Source organism: Larkinella terrae (assembly GCF_009668025.1).
GTDB lineage: Bacteria > Bacteroidota > Bacteroidia > Cytophagales > Spirosomataceae > Larkinella > Larkinella terrae.
Genome location: NZ_WJXZ01000012.1, coordinates 354,128 through 371,305, shown reverse-complemented (window position 1 = coordinate 371,305; position 17,178 = coordinate 354,128). Strand labels below are relative to the sequence as shown.

11 protein-coding genes are annotated in these 17,178 nt (G+C 54.2%); 8 read left to right on the top strand and 3 right to left on the bottom strand.

What is annotated here, in order from left to right:
* Window positions 1-24 precede the first annotated feature (24 nt).
* Window positions 25-456 carry a Fur family transcriptional regulator gene (locus tag GJJ30_RS19925; protein WP_154176924.1) on the top strand — a complete coding sequence of 144 codons (432 nt, stop codon included), beginning with the start codon at window positions 25-27 and terminating at the stop codon, window positions 454-456.
* Window positions 456-2,264, top strand: coding sequence for a MutS-related protein (locus GJJ30_RS19920; RefSeq protein ID WP_154176923.1), 1,809 nt, complete (start codon window positions 456-458; stop codon window positions 2,262-2,264). Before GJJ30_RS19925 ends, GJJ30_RS19920 begins: the two co-directional genes overlap by 1 nt.
* Here GJJ30_RS19920 and GJJ30_RS19915 read toward each other — a convergent pair.
* From GJJ30_RS19915 to GJJ30_RS19905, 3 genes are all read right to left on the bottom strand, one after another.
* Window positions 2,261-3,475, bottom strand: a complete 1,215-nt coding sequence (locus GJJ30_RS19915) for an ATP-grasp domain-containing protein (protein WP_154176922.1) — start codon at window positions 3,473-3,475, stop codon at window positions 2,261-2,263. The two genes, GJJ30_RS19920 and GJJ30_RS19915, sit on opposite strands and share 4 nt — an antisense overlap.
* A gap of 133 nt (window positions 3,476-3,608) precedes the next feature.
* A complete protein-coding gene (locus tag GJJ30_RS19910; protein ID WP_154176921.1) occupies window positions 3,609-5,099 on the bottom strand; it encodes a leucyl aminopeptidase family protein in 1,491 nt (496 codons plus the stop codon).
* Between the two features lie 28 nt (window positions 5,100-5,127).
* Window positions 5,128-6,237, bottom strand: coding sequence for an alpha/beta hydrolase (locus tag GJJ30_RS19905; RefSeq protein WP_229313269.1), 1,110 nt, complete (start codon window positions 6,235-6,237; stop codon window positions 5,128-5,130).
* Window positions 6,238-6,387: 150 nt separating this feature from the next.
* Between GJJ30_RS19905 and GJJ30_RS19900 the strand changes: the two genes are divergently transcribed.
* From GJJ30_RS19900 to GJJ30_RS19875, 6 genes are all read left to right on the top strand, one after another.
* Complete coding sequence (locus tag GJJ30_RS19900) at window positions 6,388-6,951, top strand: RNA polymerase sigma-70 factor (RefSeq protein WP_154176919.1); 564 nt, start codon at window positions 6,388-6,390, stop codon at window positions 6,949-6,951.
* A gap of 148 nt (window positions 6,952-7,099) precedes the next feature.
* Window positions 7,100-8,119, top strand: a complete 1,020-nt coding sequence (locus GJJ30_RS19895; protein ID WP_154176918.1) for a FecR family protein — start codon at window positions 7,100-7,102, stop codon at window positions 8,117-8,119.
* Window positions 8,120-8,217: 98 nt separating this feature from the next.
* The gene (locus GJJ30_RS19890; RefSeq protein ID WP_154176917.1) at window positions 8,218-11,511 is read left to right on the top strand and encodes a SusC/RagA family TonB-linked outer membrane protein; all 3,294 of its coding nucleotides are present in this window, start codon (window positions 8,218-8,220) and stop codon (window positions 11,509-11,511) included.
* Window positions 11,512-11,518: 7 nt separating this feature from the next.
* The gene (locus tag GJJ30_RS19885) at window positions 11,519-12,973 is read left to right on the top strand and encodes a RagB/SusD family nutrient uptake outer membrane protein (RefSeq protein WP_154176916.1); all 1,455 of its coding nucleotides are present in this window, start codon (window positions 11,519-11,521) and stop codon (window positions 12,971-12,973) included.
* Between the two features lie 50 nt (window positions 12,974-13,023).
* Window positions 13,024-16,179 carry a PVC-type heme-binding CxxCH protein gene (locus GJJ30_RS19880; RefSeq protein ID WP_154176915.1) on the top strand — a complete coding sequence of 1,052 codons (3,156 nt, stop codon included), beginning with the start codon at window positions 13,024-13,026 and terminating at the stop codon, window positions 16,177-16,179.
* Window positions 16,180-16,359: 180 nt separating this feature from the next.
* A complete protein-coding gene (locus GJJ30_RS19875; RefSeq protein ID WP_154176914.1) occupies window positions 16,360-17,160 on the top strand; it encodes a 3-keto-disaccharide hydrolase in 801 nt (266 codons plus the stop codon).
* The last annotated feature ends 18 nt before the right edge of the window (window positions 17,161-17,178 follow it).

Genomic DNA, 17,178 nt, shown 5'->3' with positions numbered 1-17,178 from the left:
TGAGCCACCCCGGCTTTTCATTCCATGAACACGGCCATTAAACAGACTTTGGATGACTTTCACCTGCGACACACCAGTTGTCGGGAGGAGGTTTTGGATACGTTTTTTACCGCCAATTACGCGCTGGCGCACCACGACATTGAAGAAAGCCTGAAAGACGACTTCGACCGGGTGACGATTTACCGGACATTGAAAACGTTTGTCGACAAAGGTATTCTGCACAAAGTGCTGGACGACGAAGGCGGTTTGAAATATGCACTCTGCCGCGAAGCCTGCGCCCACGATCACCACCACCACGATCACGTTCATTTCAAGTGCGAAACCTGCGGCCAGACGACCTGTCTGGAAAATACGCTGATTCCGGCCGTGAATTTACCCTCTGGCTATAGCCGTAAAGAAACCAATTTATTGATTCAGGGCGTGTGTTCGCTTTGTAATAAAAATATCGCGCGCTAATGCCCCATTCCATTTTCGCCGAACGCGAAACGCAATTTCTGCAGGAAGAATTAAAGGCCCGGGCTGGTTATAACCGGCTGGCAATCATTCGGGTTGCCTGGTTTGTCGGTGCCGCTTTTCTGCTTTATTTTCTGATCGATCGGGGGCAAACCGGTCTGGCTATTGGTGTCGGTTTGCTCGGCATTGCCGGTTTTCTGGTCTTGCTGAAACGCCACCAGGCCGTTCAGCGCCGACGGGATCGCGCCCGCTGGCTGGCGTTCATCAATCGCGACGAAACCGCCCGGCTGGAACGTAAATTCCTGCGTCCCGAAACCGGTCTGGAGTTTGCCGATCCCGGCCATCCCTACGCCGGTGACCTCGACATTTTTGGCAATCATTCCCTTTTTCGGCTCCTGAACCGGACATATACCTACGAAGGAAGCCGAAAACTGGCAAATTACCTGCTCTCGCCCGTGCCCATCAGCGAGGTGGTGCTCCGGCAGGATGCCGTGGCCGAACTAAAACCGCTGCTCGACTGGCGGCAGGAACTGGCGGCTCTGGCGTACCTGAACCCAACCGTTGGCGAAGCTCCCGACGAGCTGAAAACCTGGGCAACCAAACCCGCCGATCCGTTGCCGGGTTATTTTACGATCATTCGCTGGCTGTTTCCCGCCATCACCTTAACACTGGTGGTGTTCTGGTTCGCCGGAACGCTGCCCGGTTGGGCCGTAACGATCTCGCTGCTGTTTCACGTGCTGCTGTTAGGCCAAATTTCCGAACGGGCCAAGAACGTGAGTGAGCAAACGTTCGCCATGTCGCAGACGCTGAAAACCTACCGTGATCTGCTGAAACACCTTGAAAATCCGCGGTTTACTTCGGCTATTCTGCATCGTTTACAGGAAATTACGAGTCTCCATTCGCGCTCGGCCTCGGATGCCATCGGGAAACTGAGCGGTTTGGTCGAAAACCTGAATTTCCGTCGAAATCCGTATTTTTTTCTCCTGATCGGGATTTTTACGCTTTGGGACATTCATTATTTACAGGCGCTCGACCGTTGGAAAAAAACGTACGGCCCGCACCTGAACGACTGGCTCGACGCCCTGGCTGAAGCCGAAGCCTTGACTAGTCTGGCCGGTTTAGCGTACGCCCATCCCGAATACGCGGTTCCGGAGTTTACCGACGACACCATGCAGCTCGATGCCCAACAGGCCCGGCACCCGATGCTGATGGCGAACAAAGGCGTCGCAAATTCGCTGGAAATTAACGGAAACGGCCAGACGATTTTGATTACCGGTTCGAATATGTCCGGGAAAAGCACGTTTCTGCGGACCATCGGGACGAATGTGGTGCTGGCGCTGGCCGGTTCGGTGGTGGCGGCCGAAAAACTGCTCTGTTCGCCGGTTCAGGTCTTCACGAGCATGCGGACGCAGGATTCACTGGAGGAAAACACCTCGTCGTTTTATGCCGAACTGAAACGCCTGAAAGCGCTCATCGACCGGACGCGGCAATCGACAAACTGGCCGGTTTTGTATTTTCTCGACGAAATTCTGAAAGGTACCAACTCCGCCGACCGGCACCGGGGCGCGCGGGCGTTGATTCTGCAATTACACGAAACCTCAGCTTCCGGTTTTGTATCCACCCACGACGTGGAGCTGGGCGACCTGGCGGCTACGCACCCGTTTGTCCACAATTACAGCTTCAACTCTGACGTGATCGACGGCAAGCTGCATTTCGACTACCAGTTGCGAACCGGTGTTTGCCGCAGCTTCAACGCCAGCCAGTTAATGGAATCCATTGGGATTCAGATGCATAAGTTTCAGGAGAATTAATTCGTCGGCTTATCCGGAACCGGCGCGGATGCGTGGTATTCCTGGTAAATCCGGGCCATATATTGGTCGAGAAGTTGCAAAACGCGCTCGCGGTCCGGCGATTTGACAATGAAACCGACGTGGTGTTCCTTCTTCATGCGCCAAACGATTTCCTCATCCGTAAAACCGTCGGTGTTGGGCCACTGCTGGCGAGCCAGCGAAATAATCAAACCGGCATAGTGGTTTTGCACCTCCGGCAATTGATACGGTTCGTTGCGTGCCATGGCGGTTTCGAGCTTCGCCCACTCGGCCCACAGGCTGATGCCCGACGACACTTCCACCAGTTCCGCAATGTTGGCACCTCCCACACGCGACGAAGTTTCCAGAAAATAATACTCGCCATCGTGATCACCCCGGATGTATTCAGAGTGCGACGCGCTGTATTGCATCCGGAATGCGCTCAAAACCGCATCGTTCAACTGGTACAATTTTCTGGCTTCGTCGGAATCGAACGGTAAAATCGCCGTCCGGAAAACACCCCCGCCGTGGGCCACTTCCATCGGCGTGGCCAGGTATTGGCTGGCGCGGGTGAAAATCGTTTTACCATCCTGCGACAGCGAATCGACGTGAAAAACCCGCCCCGGTTTGAACTGCTCGATCAGAAACTGATGCCGGTTGTCGCCCAGCGAATGAATCACCTGCCAGGCTTCGTCCAGCGAATGCACTTTTTTGATACCGGTCGCCGAAGCTTCTGAACGTGGTTTGATAAGCCAGGGCGCTTCGGTGTTCCGCAGAAATTCCGTAATCGTTTCGTCGTGAAACAGACTGCTGAAGGCCGGAACCCGAATGCCTTCCGCCGACGCCCGCATCCGCATTGCCAGTTTATCCCGGAAAAACCGGGCCGTGGTTTGGCCCATACCCGGAATCCGGAACGTTTCGCGCACCAGTGCGGCCTTTTCCACGTCAAAATCATCCATCGCCACCACCCGATCGATCTTCCGCGACCGCATTGTGTGCGCCAACCCATTGATCATCCGATCCAGATTCTGCGACGAATTGTCCTGCGACGGCAGGTAAAAAAACTCGTCAACGGCTTCCCGGGGCCACGGATGATCAGCCAGTTTCTCGTACGTCAGCAAATACACGGTGTTTCCGGCTTCCTTGCAGGTACGCAGGAAAGCTTCGCCTTTGAAATACGTTGAGATACAGAGAAATGATAATGGCTGGCTCATGGATGTTGATGGTTCTGATAGTTAAATGGTTGAAATGGCTGGATTGTTAGTATGGTTAAATGGCTAAATGGTTAAAAAACGGTTAGCGGAAAATCATTCAACCATTCTTAACCATCCAACATTAAAACCATGTTTAGCCATCAGCGCCCTTTTCAACCCTAAATTCACTTCTTAAAAAATCAATCAGTAACCGGATTCCAAAACCGGTCGCGTTCTTTTGCGTTCCGAATTCGGTGTCCGTAAATGCCATTCCGGCAATGTCCAGGTGCGCCCAGGCGGGGTGCGACTCCGTGAATACTTCCAGAAATTTAGCGGCACTGATCGCTCCGGCCATCGGTTTTCCGCTGAAATTTTTCAGATCGGCCACATCCGATTGAATGTCTTCCTTGTAAACATCCCAGAGCGGCAACGGCCACAAGCGTTCGCCGGTTTCGGTGGCGGATTTGAGCAACTGGCTGGTCAGCTCGTCGTTGTTGCTGAACAAACCGGCGGCATGGTAGCCCAGCGTGCCGATTACGCTTCCGGTCAGGGTCGCCAGGTCGATCAGGACATCGGGTTGAAAATTCCGCACCATGTAACCCAAACCGTCGGCCAGAATGATGCGCCCTTCCGCATCGGTGTCGATCACTTCGATGGTTTTGCCGAGGTATGACCCGATGACGTCGCCAGGTTTGGTGGCGGCTCCATCGACCATGTTTTCCGTCGAGGGAATAATCCCGATCAGGTGCACCGGCAACTGAAGTTTGGCGGCCACTTCCATCGTTCCCAAAACCGCTGCCGCCCCGCCCATGTCGCTCTTCATCAGGTGCATACCGGTCGACGGTTTGATGGAAATACCGCCCGTATCGAACGTAACGCCTTTGCCGACCAGCCCCACTTTTTTAGCGTCCGGCAGGTTGTCGGGTTTGTATTCGGCGATGATGAAAACCGGCGGATGTTCGCTGCCTTTGTTGACACTCAGCAAGGCCAGAAGCCCCTGTCGTTCGATTTCTGCTTTGTCAAAAACCGTTACCGAATACCCGTATTGCTGCCCGGAAGCCACCGCCCAGTCGGCCAAAACCTGCGGTATTTTGTAATTGGACGGCGAATTCATCAAATCCAGAATCTGGCGATGCGTGGCCGCGATGGCTTCGGCGCGGGCCAAAACTTCTTCGGCGGCTTTTTGCTGATTATCAGGAGTGTATATCTCCAGTAAACCTTCTTCGGTATAAAAATCGGCGGTTTTGGGTTTGTCCGTAACGTGCAGTTTCAAATCGTAACCGCCCCAGCGAATGCCAAGCACCACGCTTTCAATAACATGAGCGGAAAAACCGCTCAGGTCAAGGCCGACGGTTGCGGTCAACCGCTCTTTTTGCCGGAAAAAAAACTCCCGAAACGCCCGCAGCCAGACCATCGCCGTCGGCTCTTTACCCAAACCCAGCAGGTAAATTTTCCGGCCGTCGGCCTGGTAAAGCGGCAGAACTTCTTTGAAATCGGCTTTGAAATCGTGTTCCAGAACGGACGATGGAATGGAAAACCGGTTGGCGAGTCTGTTCAGCGTTTCGGTTACATCATCAGTTTTTTCAACCGGAATAACGACCGTTGGGGCCGACAGCGGTTGATGGGGAGTCAGTCGGATTTGCATAAGGAAACAAGGTAGCGCAAAATAGCGATCAAAAAAACAACCATTCCACGGCCTGCGGAAATTCCCGACCCCAGCGGTTTTCGTTGTGTTTGCCTCTCGGATCGACGGAAAGGTGGATCTGGGGTTGTTTGTGGCCCTTCCGCAGCAGCGATTCCTGCAACCGCTGAATGGCCGGAACCATGTATTTCGATTCCTGTTTCCCGCCGTACAAATACACTTTTGTGGGCTCGTGATAGGAAAACCGCAGGGCGTCGGAATACACTTTGGGAGCAGCCCACAACGAAGGCGAGAAAATCATCAGGCGACCGAAGGTCGCGGGGTGAAGCAAACCGGCATACACGCTGATTAAACCGCCCATCGAACTACCGCCCATGCCGGTGTGCGAACGCTCCGGCAGCGTTCGATACTGAGCGTCGATGTGCGGTTTCAAGGTGTGGACGATAAAATCGAGGAACGGCCGACCCTGGCCGTCGGCCAGCCGCGTGTTGTAGGGCAGAAACTCGGCAATGCGTTCACTTTCACCGTGATCGACGGCGACAATGATCAGTTTGCGGTGATGCCGGTGCGCCAGAACCGCCAGTTTCTGGTCGATCGTCCAGTTCCCAAATGCCGAGCCTTCGCCAAACAGATTTTGTCCATCGTTCAGGTACAAAACCGGGTAACGCGTGTCGGAAGCGTCGTAATCATACGGCAGTAACACCCGAATCCGGCGGTTTCGGTTGAGTTGCGGCATTTCAAACGCGTCGCTGACCAGACTGACTTTGGGCAGAAAAGCCGGGTTAAACGGCAAACCGTACCATCGCCAATGGGGCACAACATCCCGGCGCGTCCCGGTCTGGCGCCGGGAAATCCGGTTGGGCACAGCTTCTCCGCTTTGATCCAGCTCGACCGAATCCCAGCTGCCGCGCGTGTATTTGTATTCCAGCGGAGCCCGGGCCGTCAGATCGGACGGAAGCTCAAGTTCGTATTTCCCAGGTCTTATCAGCCGCATCCGAAACCGCTCCACATCCGGGAACCACTGGCAAAAATTGCCGGAGACAAACACGGGGCGGTTGTCGTCGGTCGGTGGTGTGGTGAGTTCCAGACGGAGGGTTGGCATGCCAGTAATGATCTTTTTGTAAAGATAGTATGTAGGCATACGAATGTGCTCCGGGAAAGAAATGTTTCAGGATGTTATTTAGAAAGGAAAAAGACTTGTCGACCTATGTACTTGATTACGTGGAAGAAATAGTGTAAGATTGTTGCTTATTATCCACAAGGAGTAATACTACCTCACCCGACTTTCGCTATGGAAGAGCCGTTGATCGTCCGGCTACAGCAAGGAGAACGGCAAGCTTTTGAGCAACTGTACCGGACCTACTGGCGCAGGTTGTTCGACAGTGCGTATAAACGATTGCAGTCGCGGGAAGAAACGGAAGAAATTGTTCAGGAGCTCTTTGCCCAACTCTGGGCCCGGCGCGAATCGCTGGTGATCACGTCGTCGCTGGAGTCGTATTTATTCACCGCCCTGCGCAACCAGATTTTTAGCCACCTCCGTACGCAGTTTGTGCAGCGAAATCACCTCAATTATGTAACAAACCGGCCGCCTGAACCGTCGAATCCGGTTGAAGATCAGCTCTATTACGAAGAACTGGCGGCTGCTTACAGGAACAGTCTCGAACAACTTCCCGAAAAATACCGGACGGTTTATCAGTTAAGTCGCCACCAGAATCTCACCTACCGGGAAATTTCCACGCTCCTGAATTTACCCATCGATACCGTCGAAAAGCAGATGAGTAAAGCCCTGCAACTCCTGCGCATCTACCTGAAAGACTACGTAATCGCGGTCGCTTTCTATCTGTTTGATAATTGATAGGAACGCAGCCGTGTTTCAGTCAATCTTTTGATCTCTAGGTCATTAAAAAATATTTCAAATATTTTTCTGATTTTTTGGCGGTATCCTGCGACTTGCGCGACTATACAGTCAGAAAGCGAAACGATGACTGATTCGAGGGATCGCAATGGATAAGCAACGGTTACAGTATTTGCTGGAGCGCAACAAAACCCAGACCAGCACGGCCTCCGAACGGGCGGAGCTGGAGCACTGGTATCAGGAGCTTGAAACCCAGGCCAATTTCACGGAAGAGCTGAGCAGCAACACCCGGCAATTTCTGGAAGATCGGCTGCTGGCCGGCATCGAATCCCGGATTGCGCAGCGGGAAGAAGATCAGACCGTTGTTCCGTTGCACACACCCGCGCAAACCGGCCGGTTCTGGCAATCCCGCGTGTATCGAATGGCCGCTGTTTTCATTGGTTTGCTGATTGCAACGGCCATTATTTACCAGTACCGTCCGTCGTCATCCTCGTCCGGGAGCGGTATTGAACGGATTACGCTGACAACGCCGTACGGTCAGACGCGCGAAATCAAGTTGCCGGACGGGTCGATGGTGATGCTGAACGGGAACTCCGAGATTTCGTACCCGAAAGCCTGGGCCGAAGGGCAGACCCGGGAGGTGAGCCTGCGGGGTGAAGGGTATTTCCGGGTGGTTCACACCCACGACAACCGCCGGTTTAAGGTCCGGACGGCCGACGATTTCAGCGTGGAAGTGCTGGGAACGCAGTTTACGGTTTCCAAACGGAAATTAGGAACGCGGGTGGTGCTGAATGAGGGGCGGGTGCAGTGCAACCTGGAACAGGCGAAAGGTAAGGATACGCTGCTGCTGAAACCTGGCGACCTGGTCGAATTTGCTAAGATTCCGGTGCACTATACCCGGAAACAGGTCGATCCGACGCTGTATTCCGCCTGGACCGAGCACAAATTGATTTTCAAGAATACTTCCCTGCAGGACATTGTCACCATGCTCAACGAAACCTACGGGCTGTCGGTCAACGTGGGGCAGCCTGAATTGCTGAACCGGCGGATTTCCGGTTCGATTCCGACGGATAATGTGGATATGCTGCTGGAAGGCATTGCGGAAACCTGTCGGCTGACCGTACGCAAGCAAGATCAGAACATTTATTTGACAGACAAGACGCTTTAGGTACTTCTCATACATCTTCTGCTTTTTAAAACCGGCTCTCATCGGCAGCTAAACGTGACTACTATGCCCACTAAATACAACCATTTAGCCGTACACGTATGAAACGAATCACTACGCATCTTTGCTTAATCGGACTTCTGTTCCTGATGGCGGCCGAAATTCACGCCCAGAATTTTGCTTTGGGTCGTTCGGGAGAGCGGTTGGGGGCCAAGGGAGCGGCCGAGCGAAACCGCCCGGTTTCGATCCAGACGCTGGAGAGTAAAATTCTGGACCTGGAGAAACAGTTCAAGGTTTCTTTTCTGTTCGATGCGCAATTGCTGGACAAGAAGATCGTCCAGAAAATCCGAAAATTCAACTCACTGGAGCGCACGCTCGACAATCTGCTGCCGCCTTTCGGGTTGACCTACAAAAAGCTGCGGGATAATTTTTACATTATTTCGGAACCGGCCGGAGGAGCCGAATCTGGTCCGGGAGCCAGTCAAGTAATTTACCAGCTCCGAAATCCCGCCCGCGACGTGGTGACGATCACCGGAACCGTTACCGACGCCAAGCAGAGCGGGGGATTGCCGGGCGTCAACGTCATTCTGAAAGGAACGTCCATCGGAACAACCACCGACAAAGATGGACGCTACACCATTTCGCTGCCCGACGCCACCGGAACTCTGGTTTTCTCGTACATCGGTTTTTCCCGGCAGGAGATTCCGGTGGAAGGACGAAACCGGATCGATGTCCAACTGGTCGAAGAAACAAAAGCCTTGAGCGAGGTTGTCGTGGTTGGGTATTCGTCCAAGCAGCTTTCGCAGTTGTCGAGTTCGGTCGCTGTCGTAACCGGCAAGCAGCTCAACGATGTGACGTCGAACAACACCACGAGTCTGTTGCAGGGAAAAGCGCCGGGCATCATAGTCTCTAATTCCTCCGGCGATCCGAATGCGACGCCCACCATTGTCGTGCGCGGATCGAGTTCCATTACTGCCGGTTCGGGGCCGTTGTACGTCGTGGACGGCATCATCGGCGGAAACGCCAATCCGAATGACGTGGAGTCCATCACCATCCTGAAAGATGCGGCTGCCACCGGTTTGTACGGATCGCGGGCGGCCAACGGCGTGATCATCATCACTACCAAATCGGGAAAAAGCGGCAAAACGCGCGTCGATTTTTCGGCCACGACCGGTTTTAATCACGCAACCTCCGGCAAATTCCGGGTGATGGATTCGCAGCAGTTATACGATTACGAGAAGAGTTTTTACCCCACCGACCGGTTTGACAAGGAAGTTCCGGTGAGCGTGACGCAGCAAAATACAAACTGGCGGGATCTGGCGTTCCGGACGGGGCTGACGCAGAATTACGTGCTGTCGCTGTCGGGTGGTTCGGAGAAAACCCGGTTTTACGTGGCCGGGAATTATTACAACGAAGAAGGAACACTGCGGCACAACGGATTGAAGCGGTACAACCTGCGGACCAACGTGACCCACAACATCAACGAAAAGCTTTCGCTGAACTTCAAGCTGAACGGGCGACTAAGTCAGCAGGAATCTGATCCGGCCGGACCGTCCGGTTCGAGCGCATTGTATGGGGTGTATAATAACATTCCGTGGGATAATCCGTATCTGGCGGACGGAACGCTGAAGCGGGGAACCGAGGGCGGCTGGTACGGCCGCGAACAGGAAAACTTTCTGCATAGCTGGCAATACAACCTGAATCAATCCAACGGTGTCGGGCTGGATGGCGACCTGAACCTGGAATACCACATTCTGCCGAATCTGACCTTTTCAACTTATAACCGGGTTAGTTACGGAAGCACCCGCAGCGAATTGTACTACGACATTCGGTCGAAAACCGGAAAAGGGCTCGGGCGGCTCGCGAACGGTTTTATCGATAACCTGTCACTGATTACGTCGAACCGGTTGCGGTACGAGAAGAATTTCGGTAAGCACGGTCTCAGTGCCCTGGCCGTGGCCGAAGCCGAGAAGAATAAACTGCAAAACAATTCGACTACCGGCGAAGGGTTCGCCCCCGGTTTGCACGTCATGAATACGGCTTCGCGGATTCTGGCGGCCACCGGCAGTCTCGACGAGAACTCCTTCAGCAAGGGGCTGGTGCAACTGGACTACAACTACGATAACAAATACTTTGCCGTCGGTTCCTACATCAACGAGTCGTCATCGCGCTTCGGGGCCAATAACCGGTCGGGCAATTTTTATACGCTGGGCGCTTCCTGGATTTTGAGTAACGAGCGGTTTCTGAGCCTGCCGAGCCTGGTCGATCTGCTCAAAATCAGGGCCAGTTACGGGGTGACGGGCAACGCCGAGATTGGCAATTACCAGTCGCTCGGGCTGTACAGTTTTGCGACCCAGTATGCCGGTAATTCGGGGGCGTATCCCTTCCAGATGGACAACAAGGACCTGACCTGGGAAAAAGCCAAAAGCCTGAACGTTGGCCTGGACGTGGGCCTGTTCAAACGGCTGATGCTCAATCTGGACGTCTACAACAAAACCACGGACGGCCTGCTGCTGAATGTTGAATTACCGTTCACGAGCGGTTTTAACACGGTGACCCGCAACGTTGGTTCTGTCCGAAACCGGGGGCTGGAACTGAACCTGACCAGCGTCAACCTCGCTGGCCGGTTCCGCTGGGAAACCGGTTTTAACATCGCCTTCAACCGCAGCAAAGTGCTGATTCTCGATCAGGGCAAGGATATCCGGCAGGGCAATCTGCTCATCAGCGAAGGACAGCAACTGTATACCTGGAACATGCGCAAATGGATGGGGGTAGATCCCGCCAACGGCGATCCGCTCTGGGAGAAAATCACGACGGGTTCCAGCGGTGAGCAGATCCGGACCACGACCAACTCGTACAGTGAAGCCACGCAGCAAAACCTCGGATCGGCCTCGCCGGATTTTACGGGCGGGTTGAGCAATACCCTGAGCTACAAAGGCTTTACCCTGTTTGCGTTCTTCAATTTTGTCAGCGGCAACCAGATTTACCACACCTCCCGCCAGTTGTTCGATTCGGACGGAGCCTATTATTCCTACAACAGCATGGTGCTGGCCGACGGCTGGAGTCGCTGGGAAAAACCGGGCGATCAGGCCACGCATCCGAAACCGGTTTTTGGCGGTAATAAAAATTCCAACCAGCCATCGTCCCGCTTTCTGGAAGACGGCAGTTACATCCGGCTGCGGAACGTCAGTCTGTCATACCAACTGCCGGATCTGATCGCCAAAAAACTCCGGGCGGAACAGGTAAAATTCGTAATCAGTGGCGACAATCTGCTGACCTTCAGCAAGTTTTCAGGGATGGATCCGGAGGTGGTGCTGGGCGCTTCGGGCGGAATTTCCAGCATCAAATACCCCATCAGTCGGAAACTGTTATTCGGTATCACTTTAGGCTTCTAACCGGATCATGAAAACAACCCTACTCGTCAGAAATACGCTGGTGGCCCTGCTGATCGGGTTGTCGGCCTGCGAAAACGATTTGCAGCCTTACGACAGCAAGTCAAACGAAGTGGCCCTGGCCACGCCCGCCGATATTCAGATTGCGACCTACGGCAATTACGCCATGCTGGTGACCGAAGCGTACACCCGGCATTTCCTGACCCTGAACGAATGGCCGGGCGATAACGTCGTGCAGAGCGGGGCCGACGGCGATCAGGCGTCGCTGGCGGCTTCGTATCTGCACATACCGGCCATGTATCCGACCCGGGATTTCTGGGCGCAATCCTACAAGCTGATTTATGGCACGAACCTGATTATTAACAAAATCCGGGATGGCGAATCGGCGGCACTGGACCAGCTCAAAGGAGAAAATCTTTTCCTGAGGGCGCTGGCCCACTTCAATCTGGTTCGCCTGTTCGGGCGGCCGTATGCGCAGAACAAAGGCGAAAGCCCCGGTGTGCCGGTACTGCTCGGTGGCGAGGTGGAACAATACCCTAAACGCAACACAGTCAAAGAGGTTTATACGCAGGTAATCAAGGATTTACTACAGGCAGCGGTTTTGATGAAGGAGCCGAAGAACGCCAATTTTGCCTCCAAAGAGGTGGCTGAAGCGCTTTTATCCCGCATTTACCTGTACATGGAAGACAACGCCAATGCCATTTTGTACGCCAACAAGGTCATGGATTCCAAACGCTATCAGTTGGCCTCCACTGACGTTTACAAAAAATCGCCGACGCTGGTGCCCGAAACCAACCCCGAAACAATTTTCAACTTCCGGCACACGCTGGCGGACAACAAGGACAAGAATTCGGTCGGTTCACTGTATTACAACGATCCCGTTACGCTCTCGACCGGCTGGGGCGAATACTACGCATCGCAGACGTTTTGGGAATTGCTCAACGAACACCCGGAAGATGCGCGCCTGGCGTTCATTACGCCCCATTACATCAACGGCAAACTGCAATACCGGGGCACCTCACCGCAGTATTTCGTGAACAAATTCAACTGGCAGGAGGGAATCGCCAACCTGAGTTCGCCGGTTTACCTGCGGTTGGCGGAAATGTACCTCAACCGGGCGGAAGCCTACGCAAAAACCGGTCAGAACCAACTGGCGATCAACGATGTGAACACCATCCGGACCCGCGCCGGACTGAGTGGGAAGGCACTTTATACGGTCGATGACCTAAAAGGCCGGGGCAGTGTATTCAATGTGGTGCTGGAAGAACGCCGGATGGAACTGGCTTTTGAAGGCCACCGGCCGGGCGATCTCTATCGGAACAACCTGCCACTGGTTCGGGCCTATCCCGGTTTACACGGCACCGACAATTTTCATTTCCGGGTGGAGCCGACAAGTCCGCGGATAATTTTCTATATTCCTGAACGAGAGGTTAATATCAATAAGAACCTGGTCCAGAATCCCTAGTCGAATAACCTATCCACACCACTTTTTCCAATCACCTTAGCACCTTACGTATGCTCACGTCTTTTTTTACCAGTAAGTTACACCGACTGATTCAGGGGGGACTTTTTCTGCTCGCGGGGGTCTGCCTGACCGCATCGACCGAAAAGAAACCCCACGAGACACTCGGTTTTCAGGTACCGGAAGGCTTTACCATTGAACGGGCGGTAGCGCCGGACTTGCTGTCGTATCCGATGTTTGCGAGCTTCGACGGTGCCGGGCGGCTTTTTGTCTTTGAGTCAACCGGCCCCAACGTGATGGGAACTGAAAAAATGCTGGCTGAACCCTCGTACCACATTCGTCTGCTGGAAGATTTGGACGAAGACGGCCAGTTTGAAAAAAGCCGGATTTTTGCCGATCACATCCCGTTTCCCAAAGGGGGCGTCTTTTACCAGGGCAGTTTGTACGTGGCCGAATCGCCCAATCTGGTTAAATACACCGATACCAATAATGATGGCGTATCCGATAAAAAAGAAACTATTCTGACCGGCTGGACGCTTCACGCCAATGGAGCCACGCTGGGCGGACCGTTTTTCGGGCCCGACGGCTGGCTGTACCTTACCGATGCCCGCCGGGGTTTTTCGATTACCACTAAAGAAGGGCAGGCGTTGAAGGGAAAAAGCGCCCGAATCTGGCGTTGTCGCCCGGACGGAACCGGTCTGGAATCGATGTCGGGGGGCGGTTTTGATAATTCCATTGAAATTGCCTTCATGCCCTCGGGCGAAACCATTGGCACCATGACGTACTTTGTCGATCCGCAGGATGGGCAGCGGGATGCGCTCATGCACTGGGTGGAAGGCGGCACGTATCCCAAACCGAATCCGGTGATTGCCGAAGACGGCCTGAAACTGACCGGCGACCTGATGCCGGTGATGACCAAAATGCCCCGGGTGGCGCCTTCGGGCATCGTCCGCTACCGGGGGAACGGTTTTGGCAGTGCTTATCAGGGCAATCTGTTCAATGCCGAATTCAATACCGGGCGGATCATGCGGCACGTCGTTTCGCCCGATGGAGCTTCCTACAAAACTACCGATGAAGTCTTTCTGAAGTCGTTCAGTTCGGATTCGCACCCGACGGATGTGGTTCAGGATGCCGACGGCAGTATGCTCATGGTCGTGACGGGCGGTTGGTTCATCGAAGGTTGTCCGCTGTCGCGGGTGGCCAAACCGGAAGTGGCGGGCGGCATTTACCGCATCCGAAAAACCGGAGTTGACAAGCCCAACGATGCCTGGGGAAAAAAGCTGGCGCTGGCCAAACAGACTCCGCAGGCCCTGGTAAGCCACCTCAACGACGCAAGACCGGCGGTTCGGGACAACGCGATCGAGGAATTAATTTTACGCGGAAATGCGGCCGTGAGTCCGATTCTCAACGCCCTGCCGGTTTTGAAAGATGAAAATATGCGGGCATCGGCGGTTTTTGCGCTGTCCCGCATCAATACGCCAGCCGCCTGGAACGGGGTTCGGAATGCCCTGAACGACAAGAGCAGCACGGTTCGGGTGGCGGCAACACGTGCGCTGGGCTTGAAAAAAGACGCCGGTTCGGTCAGTAAACTCATTCAGTTGGTGCAGAAAGATGCGCTGCCCGTTCGCCGTCAGGCGGCTACGGCGCTGGGGCAGATCGGCGATCCAAAGGCCGTACCGGCTTTGCTGAGTGCGGCCGCCACCAACGGCGACCGGTTTGTTGGACATGCCCTCATTTATTCGCTGATGCTGTTGAAAAATACGGATTTGCTGGTCAAGGCGCTGGAAAGTCCTTCAGCCAAAACCCGAATTGCCGCCCTGATTGCGCTGGACCAGATGGACGGAAAACCGCTCCTGAAAACCCACCTGGCTGCAGCCCTGACCGCTCGTGAACCGGAAATCCAGAAAACCGGTATCTGGATCGCTTCCCATCACCCCGAATGGTCGGATGTGGTGATCGGTTTTCTGGAAAAAAGCCTGAAAAATCCGGCGCTTTCGGATGCCGACGCCAACTCGGTTCGGGATCTGATGCTGACGTTTATCAAGGAACCGGCGTTGCAGAACTTCGTCGTTGCGCAGCTGGCCAGTTCGACGACGACATCGGCGCGGAAAGTTTTGCTGCTGGATGTGATGGCGAAAGGCACGCTGAAAAAACTTCCGGATGCCTGGGTAACCGAAATCGGAAACCAGTTCCAAACGACCGACGATGCGGTTCTTTCTCCGCTTTTGGGATTGATCGAATCCCGGCGCATCAAGGCCGTCGATCAGAAACTGGATCAGATTGTGCAGTCGGAAAAAACGCCGGTCGGTTTCCGGCTGAAAGCCCTGAGCGCGCGGATCACGTCGTCGCCCGCCCTTTCGGAACAAGAGTTTCAACTGCTGCTGAATTACCTCGGTCCGGAATTTGATTCGCCGGTGCGGCAACAGGCCGTGCGGTTATTAAACCGCGCCGAACTGACCAACGACCAGCTACTGGTCATTGCCCGCACCCGGATCGGCCAGACGGACGCCTTTCTGCTGCCGCCCCTGCTGGGTGCTTTTGAAGGGAATAAGGATGAAAAAGTGGGTCAGGAACTCATGACAGCCCTAAAAGCGGTTTCGGGACGACTGGATAACCTGCCGGAACAGGATTTTCAAAACCTGCTCAAACCATTTCCCGCTTCGGTGCAGACGATGGCCGAACCGCTGCTCGCCAAGCTGAAATCGCTCCACGCCGACCGGCTGGCGCATTTGCAAAAGCTGGAAACGCAACTGAAGGGGGGCGATGTGGGCGAAGGGCGCAAGCTGTTTTTCGGCAAAGCATCCTGCTACACCTGCCACTCCGTAGGACCGGAAGGCGGGCGGTTTGGCCCCGACCTGACCAATATTGGCGAAATCCGCTCGCAACACGACATTCTGGAAGCCATTGTGTATCCGAGCGCCAGCTTTGCGCGGGAATACGAAACCTCGCGGGTGGTGACCAAAACCACTTCGTACGTGGGTATCATCAAGGAACAACTGCCTGAATCAGTGGTGATTGAACTCGGTCCGGCACCCGGTTTACGGATTGCCCGATCAGAGATCACGGCCATTGAACCGCAGACCCTATCGATGATGCCGCCGGGTCTGGACCAGCAACTCAACCCAACCGAAATGGCCCACCTGATCGCTTTTCTCGAAGCCCTTCCGTACCGGATCGACCGGATGATTCAGGCCAGTCAGAAAAAATAACCCAAAACCGCTTCGGAGACAAAAAATAGCTTAGAGATTGTCCAAAAATAGTAAATCATGTTTTCTATGTTGCCCCCAACCCCCTAAAGGGGGCTTTAGCACACCGATTAAAGCCCCCTTTAGGGGGTTGGGGGCAACGCGAAAGAAGGGAAATTATAAAGTTTAGACAGTCACTTACAAATGGGGAAATTAAATCTTAAATTTCTGGCTGCAATCCTTTGCCTGTTCGTGATGGCGGGCGAAACCACGGCGCAGTCGAAACGGCCAAAAACCGTCCGGCTTTTCAACGGAAAAAACCTGAAAGGGTGGTACCGGTTTGTGGAAAAACGGGGCCGTGAGAACGACGTAAAAAATGTATTCACGGTAGAAAACGGCCTGATTCACGTCTCGGGCGAGGAATACGGCAGCATCATTACCGACGAGGAATACGAGAATTACACGCTGACTGTGGAGTTCAAATGGGGCGACAACACCTATGCGCCCCGGGCCGACCGGGCGCGCGACAACGGCGTTCTCCTGCACTCGACCGGGCCGGATGGCGGGTATCGCGGCATCTGGATGCGCTCCATCGAATGCCAGATCATCGAAGGTGGAACCGGTGATTTTCTGGTCGTTGGCGACGGCAGCGACAATTACGCCCTGACGGCCAACATTGCCCCCCAGAAAGAAGGCGGGGGGCGCGTTTTTTCGCCTTCGGGTACGCCCGTCACCATCCACAGTGGCCGTATCGACTGGTTTGACCGCGATCCGGACTGGAAAGATGTCAAGGGATTTCGGGGCGCGAAAGACGTTGAAAAACCGCTTTACGAATGGAATACGATGGTTTGCGTCGCCGACGGGGACCGGATTTCCATTTATGTGAACGGCGTACTGGTCAATCAGGCGACGCAGGTAAAGCCCTCGAAAGGCCGCATCCAGATCCAATCAGAAGGAGCCGAGATGTTTGTTAGAAAAGTAGAATTGGTTCCTTTACGGAAATAATAAATTTGACCCTAAATC